The 19,066-nt window shown below is 36.4% G+C and carries 16 protein-coding genes and 1 tRNA gene; 4 read left to right on the top strand and 13 right to left on the bottom strand.

The features are described 5' to 3' along the window. Positions 1–707 precede the first annotated feature (707 nt). Both murJ and rimJ read right to left on the bottom strand, forming a co-directional pair. Entirely contained in the window at positions 708–2,243 is a 1,536-nt protein-coding gene (gene murJ, locus AACV01_RS04700) for a murein biosynthesis integral membrane protein MurJ (protein WP_004242702.1), read from the bottom strand. Between the two features lie 170 nt (positions 2,244–2,413). Then, entirely contained in the window at positions 2,414–2,995 is a 582-nt protein-coding gene (gene rimJ, locus AACV01_RS04695) for a ribosomal protein S5-alanine N-acetyltransferase (RefSeq protein ID WP_004247975.1), read from the bottom strand. Between the two features lie 194 nt (positions 2,996–3,189). Between rimJ and mdtH the strand changes: the two genes are divergently transcribed. After that, complete coding sequence (gene mdtH / locus AACV01_RS04690; protein ID WP_020945578.1) at positions 3,190–4,392, top strand: multidrug efflux MFS transporter MdtH; 1,203 nt, start codon at positions 3,190–3,192, stop codon at positions 4,390–4,392. A gap of 41 nt (positions 4,393–4,433) precedes the next feature. Continuing rightward, positions 4,434–4,988 (top strand): lipoprotein, encoded by a 555-nt coding sequence (locus AACV01_RS04685; RefSeq protein ID WP_004247972.1) that lies wholly within the window; start codon positions 4,434–4,436, stop codon positions 4,986–4,988. A gap of 236 nt (positions 4,989–5,224) precedes the next feature. On the opposite strand, the gene AACV01_RS04680 is transcribed toward AACV01_RS04685, so the two are convergent. From AACV01_RS04680 to ghrA, 4 genes are all read right to left on the bottom strand, one after another. Further along, entirely contained in the window at positions 5,225–5,782 is a 558-nt protein-coding gene (locus AACV01_RS04680) for a TorD/DmsD family molecular chaperone (protein ID WP_004242698.1), read from the bottom strand. A gap of 223 nt (positions 5,783–6,005) precedes the next feature. Next, positions 6,006–6,614 (bottom strand): 2OG-Fe(II) oxygenase, encoded by a 609-nt coding sequence (locus AACV01_RS04675; protein ID WP_036918240.1) that lies wholly within the window; start codon positions 6,612–6,614, stop codon positions 6,006–6,008. Between the two features lie 245 nt (positions 6,615–6,859). Next, complete coding sequence (locus AACV01_RS04670; RefSeq protein ID WP_161682500.1) at positions 6,860–9,727, bottom strand: hypothetical protein; 2,868 nt, start codon at positions 9,725–9,727, stop codon at positions 6,860–6,862. 190 nt (positions 9,728–9,917) lie between these two features. After that, a complete protein-coding gene (gene ghrA, locus AACV01_RS04665) occupies positions 9,918–10,859 on the bottom strand; it encodes a glyoxylate/hydroxypyruvate reductase GhrA (RefSeq protein WP_004242695.1) in 942 nt (313 codons plus the stop codon). 303 nt (positions 10,860–11,162) lie between these two features. On the opposite strand from ghrA, the gene AACV01_RS04660 reads away from it, so the two are divergent. Then, positions 11,163–11,250 (top strand) — tRNA-Ser (locus tag AACV01_RS04660). Between the two features lie 561 nt (positions 11,251–11,811). Continuing rightward, complete coding sequence (gene dauA, locus AACV01_RS04655; protein WP_004242694.1) at positions 11,812–13,512, top strand: C4-dicarboxylic acid transporter DauA; 1,701 nt, start codon at positions 11,812–11,814, stop codon at positions 13,510–13,512. An 80-nt stretch (positions 13,513–13,592) separates the two neighbouring features. Here the strand turns inward: dauA and AACV01_RS04650 are convergent, their stop codons facing one another. The 7 genes from AACV01_RS04650 to prfA all read right to left on the bottom strand — a co-directional run bounded on the left by AACV01_RS04650 (position 13,593) and on the right by prfA (position 19,042). Then, positions 13,593–14,117: a hypothetical protein gene (locus AACV01_RS04650; protein WP_004247966.1), complete on the bottom strand. Its 525-nt coding sequence runs from the start codon at positions 14,115–14,117 to the stop codon at positions 13,593–13,595. Further along, complete coding sequence (locus tag AACV01_RS04645; protein ID WP_004247964.1) at positions 14,114–14,392, bottom strand: type II toxin-antitoxin system TacA family antitoxin; 279 nt, start codon at positions 14,390–14,392, stop codon at positions 14,114–14,116. Before AACV01_RS04645 ends, AACV01_RS04650 begins: the two co-directional genes overlap by 4 nt. A 77-nt stretch (positions 14,393–14,469) precedes the next feature. Next, the gene (locus tag AACV01_RS04640) at positions 14,470–15,399 is read right to left on the bottom strand and encodes a TIGR01212 family radical SAM protein (RefSeq protein ID WP_004242691.1); all 930 of its coding nucleotides are present in this window, start codon (positions 15,397–15,399) and stop codon (positions 14,470–14,472) included. A 7-nt stretch (positions 15,400–15,406) separates the two neighbouring features. After that, complete coding sequence (gene kdsA / locus AACV01_RS04635; RefSeq protein ID WP_004242689.1) at positions 15,407–16,261, bottom strand: 3-deoxy-8-phosphooctulonate synthase; 855 nt, start codon at positions 16,259–16,261, stop codon at positions 15,407–15,409. Between the two features lie 57 nt (positions 16,262–16,318). Further along, a complete protein-coding gene (sirB1, locus tag AACV01_RS04630; RefSeq protein WP_004242688.1) occupies positions 16,319–17,134 on the bottom strand; it encodes an invasion regulator SirB1 in 816 nt (271 codons plus the stop codon). Next, complete coding sequence (gene prmC / locus AACV01_RS04625) at positions 17,112–17,960, bottom strand: peptide chain release factor N(5)-glutamine methyltransferase (RefSeq protein ID WP_049196457.1); 849 nt, start codon at positions 17,958–17,960, stop codon at positions 17,112–17,114. The genes sirB1 and prmC overlap by 23 nt, the downstream gene beginning before the upstream one ends. After that, positions 17,960–19,042: a peptide chain release factor 1 gene (gene prfA, locus AACV01_RS04620; protein ID WP_094959132.1), complete on the bottom strand. Its 1,083-nt coding sequence runs from the start codon at positions 19,040–19,042 to the stop codon at positions 17,960–17,962. The genes prmC and prfA overlap by 1 nt, the downstream gene beginning before the upstream one ends. Between the last annotated feature and the right edge of the window lie 24 nt (positions 19,043–19,066).

The following is a 19,066-nucleotide window of genomic DNA, read 5'->3' as shown; positions in this document are numbered from 1 at the left end:
CACTGCTTATCCCTAGCAATCGCATTATCTATCCGAAGCGCAGACAAAATAGATATGATTGCTTTCAGTAGTACTGAACGATAACAAGCAAATAACTTTACAGTCACTGTTAATCTACCTGAATGAAAAAATAATAATATGTCTCAAATCAAAGAATTCAAATGTTTTAAAATATAGCTCAACATTTTGAAATATTCGTAATATCTCATCATTTAGTAAGAAATATTTAACAGATGTGTCAATTTTTAAACCTAAACAACACAAGAGAGTTTATCTAAAAAAAGATAATTTGTCAAAGCGTAAGTTGCTAGAAAATAGCGTCTATTTTTTTACTTTATGTAAAATATTACTTAAAGTACACAATTTGTCTAAACCCATCACCTTTAAAATATGTTAAGATTTTCTTATTAATTAACGGTTAAATATAGGCTAATATAGGCAAAAAATGGAGGATTTATTTATTTGACAGAAAAAAAATTAATAAAAAAATAAATGTTTATCTCTTGTTTTCCTTCACGACTATTCGCTAGAAAATTTAATCATGTATTTTATTGCGTAAATTACATGGTATAAATGTGATCTAGATAACAATATTTTTTGTCTAAAATAAGAGAAAAACACTAACTATAGGTGATGTTAAATAGTGGTAATAAATAGACAACGCCCCACTTTGTTACACTCAGTGAGGCGCCAGTTTGACAATAAAATTATAATGCGCGTAGAGAAAAATGCTTCGGTCTAAATCCAACAGCATATAAAGTGACAAAATAACTTGCGGCACCAGCTACAACAACAAGTAATAAACGTAAAATACGCATTAGCATATTCCCTTGTTGCCAATCAGGCATCACCCATAGCATGCCGACTAATACAGCACTCATCACAGCTAACGCAATAGCAAGTTTTAATAAAAAGATAGGCCAACCCGCTAATGGTTGATAAATATCTTGTTTACGGATTTGCCAAAATAGCATTCCTGCATTAAAACAAGCGGCTAATCCAATCGAAAGAGCCAGTCCCACATGCTTTAAACTCCCAACAAAAGCAAGGTTCATTAATTGAGTCAAAATAAGCGTTGCAATGGCAATTTTAACCGGGGTTTTAATATCTTGGCGAGAATAAAAGCCCGGTGCTAATATTTTTATAATAATTAACCCCATTAACCCAATGCAATACGCCACTAATGCTTGTTGAGTCATTAGAGCATCATGCCCATTAAAATTACCATATTGAAATAACGAAATGGTTAAAGGGCCTGATAATAAAGCTAAACCCAAGGTACAAGGTAAAGCCAATAAAAAACAAAGCCTTAATCCCCAATCCATTAATTTCTGATATTCTTGTGTGTTGCCGCTGGCAAAACTTTTAGATAATGAAGGTAATAGAATTGTTCCTAATGCCACCCCTAACACACCAGTAGGAAGTTCCATTAGGCGATCGGCGTAATACATCCAAGAGACTGAGCCAGACACCAAGAATGAGGCAAAAATAGTATTGATGATCAGCGAAATTTGGCTGACAGAAACCCCTAAAATAGCGGGTCCCATCAATTTAATAACACGCCACACTCCGCTATTTTTAAACGAGATCCGCGGTAATACCAACATCCCTATTTTTTTCAGATGCGGAAGTTGATACCCCAACTGTAAAATTCCTCCCGCTAAAACAGCCCAAGCAAGCGCCATAATAGGTGGATCACAATAAGGAGCAACAACGAGAGCAAAAAAGATCATACTCACGTTTAACAACGTAGGTGCAAAAGCTGGAACAGAAAAGCGATTCCAAGTATTTAAAATAGACCCTGTTAATGATGCTAATGAAATTAATAAAATATAGGGAAAGGTGATTTTCAATAGATCCGTTGTGAGTTGGAATTTATCCGCTGAATCAGCAAAACCGGGGGCCGTAATATAAATAACCCACGGTGCGGCAACTATCCCTATTACTGTGACAATCGCTAAGATCAACGTCAGCATTCCCGATACATAAGCAATAAAGGTACGAGTTGCCTCTTCTCCCTGTTGACTTTTATACTCCGCTAAAATAGGAACAAATGCCTGTGAAAATGCGCCTTCGGCAAAAATGCGTCGCAATAGATTAGGTAGTTTAAATGCAACAAAAAAAGCATCGGTTGCCATACCTGCGCCAAAAATACGCGCAATAATCGCATCACGAATAAAGCCCAGTACTCGTGAAAACATCGTCATCGAACTCACTGCAGCCAGTGATTTAAGTAAATTCATAGTTCATTCTAGTGTTTGTTGTGGTAAGGAATAAAAAGAAAGAGACTATACTCCGTCTCTCACACTGAAAAATCAATCATCAACTTGCTAGGAATACACTTAACTGTTTTTTTGATCAAAAAATAGTTCACCTTAGTCAAAAAACTCACTATTTTAATGTATATTCGCCATTATCCTTTGGGAGAAGGACGAGTTGTTAATGCGGTCAGCACATGATCACGCCATTCTTGATTTATCTGCAGATAATTTTTAGCGTAACCTTCTCGTTCAAAGCCATGTTTAGCCAATAAATTTCCACTGCGTAAATTATGAGGCATATAATTTGCCATAATACGATGCATTCCTTGTTGACGTTGCATAAAGCGTAATGTTTCATGCAATGCTTCTGACATATAGCCTTGCCCTTGCCACTTCTCACCGACTGAATAACCTAAAAAGCAGGCATTAAAAGCACCACGCATGACATTGCTGTAATTAGCAACCCCTATGACTTCATCTTCTTTTGGCGTCAATAATAGAAAATGAAAAGCACTCTCTTGGCGGTGCAATTCATTTATATAAAGTAAGCGGTGCTCCCACCCTGAAGGTAAATAGTGCGATTTATCTCTTACTGGCTCCCAAGGGATCAAGAAATGGCGGTTTAGTGTATAGTAATTAGCTAACTTCTCTGCATCTCTTTCATAAGCTAAGCGAACGATCATTCTTTTCGTTTCAAAACGAACTTTAGGGATCCCACTACGATAACCAAACATATCAGTCCTGTTGTATTTTTGATTAATCTTATTCTGAAGTAATCCTACTATTTCTAGCATTATCATCAATAAAAAAATATCATCTATAATAAGCTATCAATTAATAAAATTAACAGACAGAATAGATAAACAAAGCTCTGTCTTTGCCCTCCCTTTTATTTATTTTAAATCATTTGTTTAACTTATGGTGAATAATGGCACTGGTAACACAAGCTCGCACCTTGGGGAAATACTTTCTCCTCCTTGACAATATGCTGGTTGTTTTAGGATTTTTTGTCGTATTCCCTTTAATATCAATTCGGTTTGTTGAGCAATTAGGCTGGGCGGGTGTGATTGTCGGCTTTGCCCTTGGGTTAAGACAACTTGTTCAGCAAGGCTTAGGCATTTTTGGCGGTGCCATCGCCGACCGATTTGGTGCTAAGCCGATGATTATTACCGGTATGCTATTACGTGCTCTTGGCTTTGCATTAATGGCTTTAGCGGATGAACCTTGGATCCTTTGGTTATCTTGTATTTTATCTGCACTCGGTGGCACTTTATTTGATCCGCCAAGAACTGCCCTCGTGATAAAATTAACTCGCCCTTATGAACGGGGTCGGTTTTATTCTTTATTATTAATGCAAGATAGTGCGGGTGCCGTTATTGGGGCTTTAATTGGCAGTTGGTTACTCCTTTATGATTTCCATTTAGTTTGTTGGGTTGGCGCTGGCGTATTCGTTCTTGCGGCTATTTTTAATGCTTGGTTACTACCTGCCTATCGTATATCAACCACGAGAACACCGATAAAAGAAGGGCTAAAACGCGTTATTCTTGATAAACGTTTTGTTCAGTATGTTCTTACTCTTACGGGATACTTTGTACTGTCGGTACAAGTTATGCTGATGTTTCCGATTGTTGTTAATGAAATTGCCGGCACCCCTAGCGCAGTAAAATGGATGTATGCGATTGAAGCTTTATTATCATTAACACTGCTTTACCCTATTGCCCGTTGGAGTGAAAAACATTTTCGCCTAGAACAGCGCTTAATGGCAGGATTATTTCTGATGAGTATCAGTATGTTTCCTGTGGGGATCACCCACTCATTACATGCCATATTTCTTATTATCACCCTATTTTACCTAGGCACTATTACCGCAGAGCCTGCTCGAGAAACATTAAGTGCCTCTTTAGCAGATCCTCGTGCTCGAGGCAGTTATATGGGTTTTAGTCGATTAGGGTTAGCTTTTGGTGGCGCGATTGGCTATACCGGAGGGGGATGGATGTATGATATTGGCAAACAACTTGAACTGCCTGAACTACCTTGGTTTTTATTAGGCACAATAGGGTTTATCACCCTTTACGCACTACATCGACAATTTAATCGTAAAAAAATTGAAACAGCCATGCTTACCCCATAGAGATCAGGTACACTTAGCGTGTTTACCATCAAGGAGTGTGTATGAAAGCTATTTTTTTGACTGCTTTATTTGTATTAACTAGTTTAGTGACTGGCTGTGATCAAATCAGACAATTTGATGTCAGTGAAAAAGTAATTAATGACTATCTGAGTCAAAAATCGGGATTACAAAAACACATTGGGGAAGACGGTGTTGTTTCTGCCGATATCACATTAAGTGATTTAGCGATCCAAATTGGTCGTACTGAGCCTGGAAAAGTGAGCTTTTCTGGTAGTGCTTCTCTTAAAATTGATTCTTTGTTTGGCAAAACTGGCGCGAATGTGAATTTAACTTTATCAGGCCAACCCTTTTATCAAGCAGAGCTTGGGGCGATATATATCAAATCAATGAAAATTGATAGCTATAAAGTGTCTCCTGAAAAAATGGAGCCGGTTGTAATGGCATTAAAACCTTACTTAGATACGACTATTGCGACTTATTTTGATAATCAGCCTGTTTATGTGCTCAACCCTGAAAAAAATAGTGCAGAAGCGGCTGCCTTTAAATTAGCAAAAGGGATTGAAGTTAAACCGGGTAAGTTTGTGATCCAACTTTAATCACAAATAGTTAATTAAATATTTTTATCGTAATAAGGGCATTGGTTTTTATAAATATAAATAATTATAATATATATTGAATATTAATCATGATGATGAGTCATAGGATTAATGCTGATATAAATTAATTATTTTCTAGCCATAACATGCGCAATAAGCAGAACGGCACCCAAATAAGATAGCTATTCTAGGGTGCCGTTCAAAAAAACAACGTTTTTATTATAGGATTTAATTATTTATTTTTCGTTTTCTTCATCTGATAATTCTTCTCGTAATGCAGAAAGTGCACCACGCGTAATTGCTGCTAAAGTACGATAAAAATTTGTTTTAGCATGCGCTTCAACCTTACCTAAAAAGGTTCCCGCCCAAGGTAATAGATAGTTATCAAATAACTGTGTTTGTGCTAATACTTCATCTTGTGCGGCATTATCTTCAAGCCAAGAAGCCGCAAGTAACAACGCACCAAAGCTATCTGTCGCTGATCCGGTGACAGGCATACCTCGAGTGACTAAGAATTGACGAATATCTTGCTCTTTTATATCACCGTAATCATGTGCATAAAGAGATACTGCGGGTATTGGGTCAGCAAAAAGCGATTGGTAGTCAGCTTCTACTGCTGCTAAATCAGCTACGCTACTTTTTAACGTTTTGAATAGTTCATCTTGCTCTAATGGCCATAATTGGCTTAGTTTATCTTCCGCTATCATGGTTATGATCGGTGCTAAAATAGCATCACTCGGTGCTCGTTGAAATAATGTACCTAGTAGACGGCAGACAATCGAAAATTCATTCATTCTATTTTTACCCCATAAAGTTTGGTTTTATTGTCCTGTTAACCACCAGAAAATCAACAATTTTCTTTATTCTCTTTTCACCCTATTCCATTAATTACACATTATTTTCAGTCATTAATAACAGAAAAAGCGCGCTCTTATCATTAAGCTATATAGCCTAATATAAGAAACGCGCCTAATCCCATGTTATTTCTATTACGACAATAACACTTTATTGCATCATTTAGCTGGCGATATCGAGAAAATTATCTCTGACACCATTAACTCGAAACCACCCTGCAATACTGATCCTCTCTTTATGAGTAGGTAATACTTCATGTGGAAATTGTTCTGAAAGAAAAACCACTAAACGACCACCTTGAGGAGCGACTGTCGCTAATTGATTATCATCCAGATCATAGATAACTAACTCTCCACCATCTTGTTGTGTCCATTCATCATTAAGATATAACACTGTCGTTAAACGTCTTGTGACATTTTCTTTAAATGCATCAAGATGTTTTTTATAGAAAGCACCTTTTTCATAACAAGCGAAATGCGCTTCATATTCAAACAGCCCTAAAAAGAACTCACGATTAACTGCTCGTTGAATGCTTTCCATTTGCATAAGATAATGTTGAACTGGCTCTCCCATTTGCGGCTCTAGCCAACGAATTTTATCACTGCGTATCGTGGTTTCTGCTAATAGGTTTTCATGACGTCCTATACGTGCTTGTTGTGCATCATTACCAAAACAAGCACGCAATTGTTTAACCGCCTCTGGTGTAAGGAAATCATCCCATACACACCAACCTTTATCTGCAATTTGTTCAAGAAGACTTGCTATATTCATTAGTCATATTGTCTGATTAACAGGGGAAACTATCTTATAGCACCATATTAGGCCAAATGACAATCTAATAAACTTATCCTTTCGATTACATGAATTTATTAGAACTAAATTCTATAAAAAAGAAAAATACATTGAAATATAAGATAATATTCCATAGAGGGCTACTATAAAAAAACTAAAAAGCATTAAATAATAATATATTGCGCTATACATTACCCCAAACAAAGATAAGAAAAATAAATGGTTTACTGAAAATAATAATTAGTAGTTATTTTATCCAATTGCTTTTCATATTTATCATATAAAAAATTAATTTCACCTTTAACTTGATGATGCATAATAGACTTTTTGCTTTCTAATCGTAAAAAAGCAAGAGGAAATGATTTTGCTTTATCGGCGAGTTCACTTATAGACATCACATCTATTGAATTAAGCTGGTATTCAATATTATTTAACTCTTGTTTCGCGTTATTATAGAAATTATCTAATTTATCTTTTATATCATTAACTGTTAGATTTTCATCGGTTTTCACCTCATTGATAAGCTCTTCCAGTTGAGTTTCAAGCACTGTATAACGCGCTCTCCCCTCACTATTTAGCTGATATTTAGAAATAAAATATGGCGTAAATTTTTCATTCATATTATTTTTTTGCTGTGAAGAAAGTATTTTTTTCTTTTCTGTTAAATCAGCTAAGAATTGTTGTACTCTGTTATTATTGTGTACTAGATCTATTGAGTTATCTATTACATCACTCTTGAGAGAAAGATCATTCTCCATCAATTGTGGATTTAGTTTGTTTTTTAATTTCTTATTTGCATCCAACTGTAAATAAACATGATCAAGTTTATTTATACTTCTTTTAACATCGTATTGAACGGGGTATTTATCAAATAGCTTATTTATTTTAAGTACTCTTTTATAAAGTCCTTTTAAATTATTTTTATGTGCTTCAAATTCTTTTTTGTCTTGTTTTATTTTGCCATCATAAATTCTATGTTTAAATAGTGAATTAACTCTTTTTTCTAACATGACTTCAAAATTTTTCAATGATGTCAATGGATACCAGTGAATATTATGCGATGCTTTTGTCGCTGAAGGTGTAAATTTTAAATCTCGGTATAATTCAAAACTTCCGCTAAAATACTCAACATCAACATTTTTTTCCAACTGTTTTGCTTTGGTCTCGCCATGACCAATAAATTTATTTATATTGTGAATGACATTTATTATTTTTAAAGAGAGATTAGCACCAACCGCATTTCTCGGTAAATTTAATTCTATATTTTCATTAGCAGAAACTCCCACATCAAAACTAGCTTCACTTCTAAGTTCAACACCTAATGACGCGTTTTGTGTTCTATTAAATTCCAGCGTTGCATTATCCTTAAGTTCACTCTCTGTAAGAGATACCCCTTGATTAATAAATTCGACTAAATCTTTTGGTTGAATTTTAAATGAAAAATTAGATTTTTTTTCATAATGATAATCGAGTATCACACTGGCCATTAACGGTGTAACAAAACCATAATCAATCGGCCCTTCTCTCCATTTTTGATCATAGCTAAAAACCCCAGCAGATAAGCCCGTAGCAATCCCCGCATCCATTTTATTTACAAATGAGAATACAACTTCATCTTGCTTATTTTTTGAAATTGTTAGAGCATGCGTTTTTGCATAATTAGCTAGAAGAAATGCATTTACATCAATGCTTTTAGGTAAATTAAATGCACTAATGCCAAAGAATGCACGGATATCATTATATTGGCTAATTGTAATACTCTCTTTATCATTTAATTGTTCTACTAAAGAATAAACAACCTCACCTTGAGATTTACCATTGTTAATTCCAGTAATATATTTATTAAGCAGATGATAATCATGTTTAATCGCTTTTTTTACATCATTTAGAGCAACCGTTTTAATTGTTCTCGGTAATGTAGCAGAATTAACTATAGCTTTTATAGTAGAAAATATACCTCTAAAACCAGGATCAAGACTTTTCGCGATATCTTTTACCATTGCACCATATTTTTTTAATGCATATTGTTGTTTTGCTCTATCAAAGTGAACCCTTGCATTATCAATAGCCGACGAAAAAAAGGGAATATTTTTAGCACTAAAATTACCTATTTTTTGAGTAGAAAATGGCTGTCCTGAGTGATAGTTTTTATAGTTATTTTCTCCAACCATTGAATAAAAAGATAACGGTGGCTCTTGAGTTAAACGAGTGATTTCATAATGATAATCTTTTAATGCAAAAATATGCAGAGGATCAAAGTAATATATTTTTATTTTATTACCTTTATCAACCACAAGTTGGATTTTATTTAACACCGGTTTTATCGCTAATATTTTATCTTTTGATTTTAATGGCAATTTTATTTCATTTTTTTTACTCTTACCATCTACGTCATCCTCTTTAGGCATTAGCGTTGGTGGTAAGCCATATGTAAAAAGTTTATTATCTTGTAAAGTTATAGTAATAGGCATCCCTTCTCTATTTATTTTTAATACATTTCCTTCTTCTTTCTCTATAATATTATTAATATTAGATAAATCATGTTTTAAACTATCTTCTATTTCATATTTTTCATATTCAATAATAAAATTAATATTAGTATTATCGGTGGCGTCATCGCTTAAATTATATTCACCTTCAATCTTTTTAAACTTTATTTTATAAAGTTCATTATTATTTCCTGAACTATCTCTCTTACTCCCAATTAAAAACCCATTATAATCGACATATAGTTCTTTAAATTTTATATCATCACCATGTTGAGAGTTGATATGAAATACATTATATTTAAAACCTCCATTAAAGTACTTTTGAATTAATCCGGTAAATAAATCATATGTTTTCCCTTTTATTAACATTAAGGTTCCATCATCATCAAGGGTAATTCCCATATTATTAAGTAGTGGACTATTTGTTGATCCAAGATAAACATAATTATTGGCATTATTTAAGCTAAACTGTTTAATATTTTGATTTTTATTATATACAGCAGGGGTATTAGACACATCAGAAATATAATCTGTTGATTTATAATTATTAAAAACACCAACCTCTGTTAACTTATTAACATATGTCATTATTTTATCAATCATAAACACCTCAACATTTCAAGCAGATGAGGTATCATCGATAAGACATATTATAAGAGATATCTTTTATAGCCTATTTTTTATTATATTATCTAAATTCTAGAAAAAGTTCTTTTTTTGAAAGTTTAGGAAAAAAAATAGACAATAAAATAAAATTTATTGTCTATTTATATATATATTATATCTATATTATTTAATAGCCACTTTTCATATCCACAACACCAAAAGGTGTTTCGCCCTTTTCAATACGTTGAATATTTTCAACAATTGTATCCATTGCAATATCTGGAATAGTAAAAGCAGCAATATGCGGTGTAATAGAGATACGAGGATGAGTCCAAAACGGATGCATACCCGGTAATGGCTCTTGGCTAAATACATCTAAAGAGGCATCAGCAATATAACCTTGATCGATAGCTTCTAGCAGATCTTGATCAACAAGATGTGCCCCCCTTGCCAAATTAATTAAATAAGAAGAAGGTTTAAGCTGTTCAAAAAGCGAGAAATTTAAAATACCATGAGTTTGTGGTGTATAAGGTAATAGATTGATTAACAACTGACACTCTTTAACAAAATCGCTCAGTTGATCGTTACCATAAAAACTCTCTACCTGATTAATTTGCTTTTTACTACGACTCCAGCAACGCACGTTAAAACCAAGTTCAGCAAGCTTAGTCGCTACACTTGCGCCTAATGCACCTGCACCCAAAACACCAATAACAAAATTATCATAAGTATGTGCGGGGAGTTGTTTCCATAAGCGTTGTGATTGTTGACGTTTATAATCATCCATACGGCGAAAATAATACATCACTTTAGCAATGGCATACTCTTGCATTTGCAAACCCATACCCGTGTCTTCTAAGCGCATTACCGGAACCCCAGCGGGTAATGTGCCTGGTTTTTGTTGCTCTTGCTTTAAAATGGCATCAACACCCGCACCAAGTGCAAAAATACCTTTTAATTGGTTACGGCTTGCTAACATTTCATAGGGAGGAAGCCAGACCATTGCATAATCAGCAGGCTTATCATCACCATGCTCCCAAACACGAATATGCGCGTCAGGAAGTCGTGCTTTCATTCCACTTATCCATGTATTTGCATCAAAAAAAGGATGATAAAAAATAATATTCATTTTTGCCTTCCTCCAGCATTTTTACCATAGGGTGCGAGGGTTATGCTTTTATTTCAAGTCTGTTTGAAAAAGTTGTTAAGAAAAATGTTGATAATGTTAACCAGCTAACGAAATTTAGCTAAAAAATGGATGTTACATCTCAAAAGAGATCACATTATTTGCTTAAGCCTTGTTCATATTGTTTTTTATTTGACTGGTTGGCACAAAAGTTAAGGAAAAAACGCATTTAGCTGTTGACGCTTATCACTCTTTTCCCTATAGTAGCGCCCCGTTGAGCATGAATGCCATGTTTAACCACAATACGGTGAGATGTCCGAGAGGCTGAAGGAGCACGCCTGGAAAGTGTGTATACGGCAACGTATCGAGGGTTCGAATCCCTCTCTCACCGCCATCTTCTAAGAAAGCGCCTAGTTAAAAAACTAGGCGTTTTTTTTGTCTTGCTGTCCTTAATCTATACAGCGACAAAGTTCTGCTTGCTACCAGTACTAAAATTGTAATAATAAATTTATTGTGATTGTTTTTATATACGTTGCTATTAACCTATTCTAGATACTTAATTAGTCTATTTAATAAAAATGCTCTTTTTCATATACACTAATTAGCTTTATTTATAGAATTGTTTTTTCCTTTATTTTATAAAATACTTTTTAGCTATTTTTATGCATTACTATTTTTAATGACAATTATTCTAAAATAAAACGCTTTATATAATTTATAGAATAACGTCAAACTTCTTTTTCATGAAAGTAACAGAATAAATACAATACGTTACATAACGTTATCTCTTTTGCTTAAGTTTTTCAATTAATTGCTTTAATTTTCGCTAAGTATTAAGATAGTGTTTAATAATTTGATATATCACATTATTATTAGCAAATAAAAGCGATATCCTTTCTTCTCTTTTTTATCGCCTTTATTCGGCATTTGACTTCTTATTTTGGTTTAAGCCTAAATGAAAACGCATAAAGTTAACCGGGTTCGCCCCTTTAGTGCATTTATTGATGCATGTGTAAAAGAGCCTTACTCTTTTGCCCGTTTATTAAAAGATATTATTGCAGGGATCACCGTCGGCATTATCGCAATACCACTGGCAATGGCATTGGCTATTGGTAGCGGTGTTCCCCCGCAATACGGTCTTTATACCGCAGCTATTGCCGGTATTATTATCGCTGTAACAGGTGGCTCTCGCTACAGTGTTTCAGGGCCTACTGCCGCCTTTGTGGTGATACTTTATCCTGTTTCACAACAATTTGGTTTAAGTGGGCTATTAATTGCCACTTTGATGTCTGGGATTATTTTAGTGGTTATGGGGTTAGCTCGTTTTGGTAAGCTCATTGAATATATTCCCGTTTCTGTCACATTAGGATTTACTTCGGGGATTGCCATCACTATCGCCACCATGCAGATCAAAGATTTCTTTGGTTTAGAAATGTCGCATGTCCCAGAAACCTATATTGATAAAGTGATTGCTCTAGGTGCCGCTCTACCGACAATCCATCTTGGAGATACATTAATAGGTGCAACCACTCTCTTAGTATTAATTTATTGGCCTAAATTGAATTTACGCCTCCCTGGTCATTTACCAGCATTAATTGCCGGTACGGCTGTTATGGGGATAGTTAATTTATTTGGCCATGATGTTGCCACTATTGGTTCACAATTTAGCTATCTATTGCCTGATGGTTCAACAGGACAAGGTATTCCGCCGATCCTGCCACAATTTGTGCTACCGTGGAATTTACCCAGTAGTGGTGAGTCTATTGCATTAAATTGGAGCACGGTCAGTGCGTTATTACCCGCCGCTTTTTCAATGGCAATGTTAGGTGCGATTGAATCACTCCTCTGTGCTGTGGTGCTTGATGGTATGACGGGGAAAAAACATCACTCTAATGGTGAGTTAGTCGGTCAAGGTATTGGTAATATTGTAGCGCCTTTCTTTGGTGGGATCACCGCAACTGCGGCTATTGCCCGCTCAGCGGCAAACGTACGTGCCGGTGCAACGTCCCCTGTATCTGCGATTGTGCACTCTTTATTAGTTTTAGTAACTTTACTGGTTTTAGCACCTTTTCTCTCTTATTTACCATTAGCAGCAATGTCTGCATTGTTATTAATTGTTGCATGGAATATGAGTGAAGCTCGCAAAGTTATCGATCTTATTCGTCATGCACCAAAAGACGATATTATCGTTTTAGTATTATGTTTATCGCTTACCGTGCTGTTTGATATGGTTATTGCGATCACTATCGGCATTGTATTAGCCTCTTTATTATTTATGCGTCGTATTGCTAATATGACTAAAATAACAGAATCAACTTATACTGATGATGATAAACAATTATTAGTTGTGCGTGTTAATGGTCCGCTATTCTTTGCTGCCGCCGAGCGTATTTTTAATGAATTACGTGAACGTAGTAAAGGATATAAAACTCTTATTATGCAGTGGGATGCAGTACCTGTATTAGATGCTGGGGGATTACATGCTTTTCAACACTTTGTGGCGGATGTGCAACATGATACTCATATTATTGTTTGTGATATTCCCTTCCAGCCATTAAAGACATTAGCAAGAGCACGAGTAACGCCAATTGATGGCACACTTAATTTCTATCCTTCGCTACAAAAAGCGCTAGATGATATGGAATTAATTCAGTAGTTTTTTAATTATTAATTATAAAAATCTTTAAGCCCTTAATTTACACTATTTAATTAAGGGCTTAATTATTAAGTTATTATTTATATTTTATTTGCCATTGAAAGTGCAGTATAAATGGTTTTAAAGGAAATTAATAAAGAAAGAGGGGTATCTAATAATGGTATTGCCCCGTAGCTAATATACCAATTAGCGACTCGTTCATTTTTAGCATCTATAAGTAAAGCAACGCCTCCCAATTCACTAGCAACGGAAAGACAACGCCTTCCTGCTGCAAGCAATAATTGCCCACCCAAACCTTTTCCTTGAACGGATAGATCCGTAGCTAGTCGTGCAAGTTTAAAAACAGGGATATCATGACGCGCTAAGCCATGTTTGATCAATTCGGGCGTTCTTTCGAACTCAATAGAAGCAGGACATAAGCTGTAATAACCTAATATAATATTATTACTATTATTGATAGCTAAATATGTTTTCGCACTACCATTCTCATGATTTTGTCTTGCATGGCGATACAGAAATTGGTTTAGTACTGCATCGCCACAATTAAATCCATTTCTATTATGTTTTTTACTGATCGCTTCTTCGTGCCAATTTGGTATTGTCATGCATTGTCCGGTAGAGCAAAAGCCGCTGCAAGTAGTTTAGCATTAGGCTTTGGTGGATTATCTAAAAGTTCCATAACACGTAATGTGTCTTTTTCTGATAATTTTAAACGCTCATTATTTTCAATAACTTGCCGAGCTACAGGTACAATATTACGAAGTACAAACTCTGTTAAGTTTGTATTTTCCAAACTAGCAGCACGAACCAGCAGTGATTTATCTTCTGTAGTGATACGAATTGACACTCGTTCACTGTTTTCTACTAGTGCTTGAGCCATAGCAACCTCCTTTGTACAGCTTCAAAGCGTACAGTATGATTAAAAAAGTTACAAGTGATTTTATGTTGAGTGGATAATTATTTACAATTAGCCACAAAAGGCTTATTTATCCCACTACCTTGTACGCCTTTCTCTAATAAGTATTGATAGAGTGCATTCATACCCAACCAGTGATTTTCACACCATTCAGGGGCTAATAAAGTAGGTTTTCTGGCACTGGCACAAACACGATGATAAATAACTTCTGCAGGAGTATGACGGATTATTTCACCAGCAGTATAAACATATTGTTGTTGTGTTAATGCACTAATACGCCCTGCTTTCCATGCTTTGGCTATCGTACTCCCCTCAACTATGTGTAAAGGGTGTAATTTTAGTCCATCAACACCGGTTTCTACTACCTGCTCTAAGGTTTGCATATTTAACTGATGATCTTCACGAGGTAAACCGATAATAAGATGCGTACACACCTTTAAACCTCGGCGACGCGCTTCTTTTGTGGTTGCTTGATAACATTGAAAATCATGACCACGATTAATATGCTTTAATGTCTTATTATGTGCAGTTTGTAATCCTAACTCTAACCATACTTCATAACCTTGTTCGCAATAGCCTTGCAGTAGATCTAACACACTGACGGGCACACAATCAGGGCGTGTTCCCACACATAATCCAACCATATTGGCTTGTAATAATGCACTTTCATACATTTTTCGTAGATGTTCTACTTCTGCATAGGTACTAGTATAGGCTTGAAAATAAGCTAAATAACGGCGAGCACGGGTAATATGCTTAGCTTGGTAGGCGATTTGCTCTTCAATAGAGTGATATTGCGTTTGCTCATCAGCAAAAGAAGAGACATTGCAAAATGTACACCCTCCTCGTCCTAATGTGCCATCTCGATTAGGACAACTAAAACCACCATGAAGGGTTATTTTGTGGATTTTTTCATGATAACGGCGCTGGAGATCAGCGCCGAACATATTCACTACAGTGTGTAGTTGCATAACAATTTTATTTACTGGTATCTAACTCAGGGAAGCTTTTTACCAGAGAGTCAATCGCTTTAATTTGAGCTAAGAAAGGTTCTAATTTAGCTAATGGTAAAGCTGATGGGCCATCACAGCGGGCATGATCAGGATCGGGATGAGCTTCAAGAAATAATCCTGCCAGACCCACTGCCATACCTGCACGAGCTAACTCAGCGACTTGTCCACGACGACCACCAGAAGCCGCACCGAATGGATCACGGCATTGTAGTGAGTGGGTAACATCAAAAATCACTGGAGCCCCTTCTGAGGCTTGCATCATGACATGAAAACCTAGCATATCGACCACTAAATTATCGTAACCAAAATTACTACCACGATCACATAAAATCACTTGGTCGTTACCGCCTTCTTTAAATTTCTCGACGATATTTCCCATTTGACCAGGGCTAACAAACTGTGGCTTTTTCACGTTAATTACCGCACCGGTTTTGGCCATTGCCTCAACCAAATCGGTTTGACGCGCTAAGAATGCCGGTAGCTGAATAACATCAACGACTTCAGATACAGGCTGAGCTTGTGAAGGTTCATGAACATCAGTGATAATTTTTACTCCAAAAGTCTCTTTTAGCTCTTGGAAAATTTTCATTCCTTCATCAAGACCCGGTCCACGATAAGAGTGGATAGATGAGCGGTTTGCTTTATCAAAAGAGGCCTTAAATACATAAGGAATATCTAATTTTTGAGTAACCGTGACGTAATGCTCACAAATACGCATGGCTAAATCGCGCGATTCCAATACATTCATGCCACCAAAGAGCACAAAGGGTAAATTATTTGCTACCTTGATATCACCAATACTCACCACTTTATGTTGCATATCTATTCCTATCTTATTTTGCCATGTACCGTTATATACCCAGTACGGGATTAAATTTTAATGTAAAACAACAGGATGCTGTTCTATTGAATGAATTTGAATTTTAATCATCTCTGAAATGGGATCTTCCGGACACTGTTCAACAAAGTAGTTAAGGTCAGACAATGCCACATGATTACACTCTAATTGAGCATAAATCAGCCCACGATCACGTATTTCATAGGGATCTTCTGGATCAAACAATAATACCGTTTCACTGGTCTTAAGTGCCTGCTCCATCTTCTTTTCTTCCATTAAAGAGACTTTGAGTGTATCTAATAACTTGCGAATAATAGAACTGTGTTCTGACTCTTCTAGATCGGATGCTGATAGCTCAGATGTACTGCCTACATTACCTTTTAGCCAAACGTCTAAAGTATGGCGAGAAAGATATTCACCATTAATGGGATTTAAGAAAAGTGGTTTTTCATCCGGAATATCTATTCTGATAATTAACTGTGTAGGAAAAATAACTGGCGCTAACGGTAAATTTATTGCCTGTGCGATATAAATTAAAATGGAACCTAATGACACAGGTGAACCAATATGAGTGGCCAATACTTTATCTAACCATAACGTATCAGAAAGACAATATTTGCCACTTGCACCACTGAAATGCCATTGTTTATAAAATAGCTTCAGCAGTGCATCAATTCTCTCTTGTATACTGGCTTGGTGGGGAATTTCCGCTTCTGCTTGCTCCACCAGCTGTGCCAATTGATAGCCAACTGAAGTGACTGGAAAATCTGGGCGAATTGCCTGAGAGATAAGGATCATACCCTTAACCAAAGGGGCTTTGTTAAATTCGTAATCAGCTATGGTTTCTATCATCATTCCAACGACCTACTGTCACTCGCTCATTACCGCCGTAATCACGGAAAGTTTCCACGCAGCAGTAACCCTTATCAATAAAAATATTACGTACTCTTTCACCTTGTTGCCAACCATGCTCTATTAATACCCAACCGTTATTAGCTAAAAACTGACGGGCATTTGTAATAATAAGCTCAATATCAGCAAAACCATGATCTGCCGCGACCAATGCGGTTAATGGCTCAAAGCGAACGTCTCCTTGAGAAAGATGTTCATCTTCTTCATCAATATAAGGAGGATTACTGATTATCATATCAAATTGATAACCAGAGAGTGAACTAAACCAGCAACTTTCCATAAATTCTACGTTGCTAAGTGCCAAATGTTGTGCATTTTCTATCGCTAATGCTACCGCTTCTGGTTGAAAATCAACACCAAGGACACGACAGTCAGAACGTTCCGAAGCTATCGCTAAGGCAATAGCCCCTGTCCCCGTACCTAAATCTAAAATTCGACTTGCTTGTGCAGAGAGTTTCTCTAATGCTTTTTCAACTAGACATTCGGTATCAGGCCGAGGGATAAGTGTTGCAGGAGAGACTTTTAAAGGTAGTGACCAAAATTCTCTCTCTCCTACTAAATAAGCGATAGGCTCGCCCTTTATACGTCGAGCAAGGAGGGATGACAATTGCACTAGTTCATCTTCTAAAAGTACAGTTTCACTAAAAGCAATCAAATAAGTACGAGCACGTTTTGTTACGTGCCCTAATAGAATTTCTGCGTCCCGCTTTGGGCTGTCACTATCAATTAATTGCAAGGCTGCTTGATGCAGCCATTGTTTATAATTCATTAATCTTGCTCAGATAAAGCGGATAGCTGATCGGCTTGATATTCAGTGACAATAGGTTGAATAAGTGCATCTAGTTTACCTTCCATCACCTCATCTAACCGGTAAAGCGTAAGGTTTATGCGATGATCCGTCACGCGACCTTGTGGGAAATTATAAGTTCTAATACGATCAGAACGATCACCTGAACCTAATAAGTTACGGCGTTCAGATGCTTCGGCTTCTTGACGTTTTTGTACTTCGGCAGCACGAATACGCGCACCTAATACTGACATCGCTTTCGCTTTGTTTTTATGTTGAGAACGCTCATCCTGACACTCTACCACAATGCCCGTCGGGATATGCGTAATACGGATGGCCGAATCCGTGGTATTTACGTGCTGACCACCCGCCCCTGATGAGCGAAAAGTATCAATACGTAAATCACTTGGGCTAATTTCGGGTAATTCAGCTTCTGGCACTTCAGGCAATACCGCAACAGTACAAGCAGAAGTGTGAATGCGTCCTTGAGATTCTGTTTCAGGCACGCGTTGTACACGATGCCCGCCTGATTCAAATTTCAGTACCCCATAAGCACCATCACCAATGACTTTGGCAATGACCTCTTTATAACCGCCATGTTCGCCTTCGTTTGCATTCATCACTTCAATACGCCAACGACGTGCTTCGGCATAACGGCTATACATACGGAACAGGTCACCGGCGAAAAGTGCGGCTTCATCACCACCCGTTCCGGCACGAATTTCAAGGAAACAGTTGAACTCATCATCAGGATCTTTAGGTAATAACAGTACTTGAAGTTGCTGTTCTAGCTCCTCATTGACGCTTTGTGCTTCTTTTAGCTCTTCTTGAGCCATCTCTTTCATTTCAGGATCATCAAGCATCATTTCTGCCGCTTCCATATCATCTTGCACTTTTCGCCATTGACGATAACAAGATGTGACATCCGTTAATTGAGCATACTCTTTTGAAAGCGCACGAAAACGCTCCTGAGAGGCAATAACATCAGCTTCTGCTAGAAGTGCTTGAATTTCTTCATAACGCTCTTGTAGAGCTTCCAACTTAGCGACAATAGAAGGCTTCATTCGTAGATTAAGATCCTGTTAGAT

This window comes from Proteus sp. G2609, assembly GCF_963896135.1.
In the GTDB taxonomy this organism is placed as follows: Bacteria; Pseudomonadota; Gammaproteobacteria; order Enterobacterales; family Enterobacteriaceae; genus Proteus; species Proteus mirabilis.
This window is presented reverse-complemented; position numbering and strand designations above follow the sequence as displayed.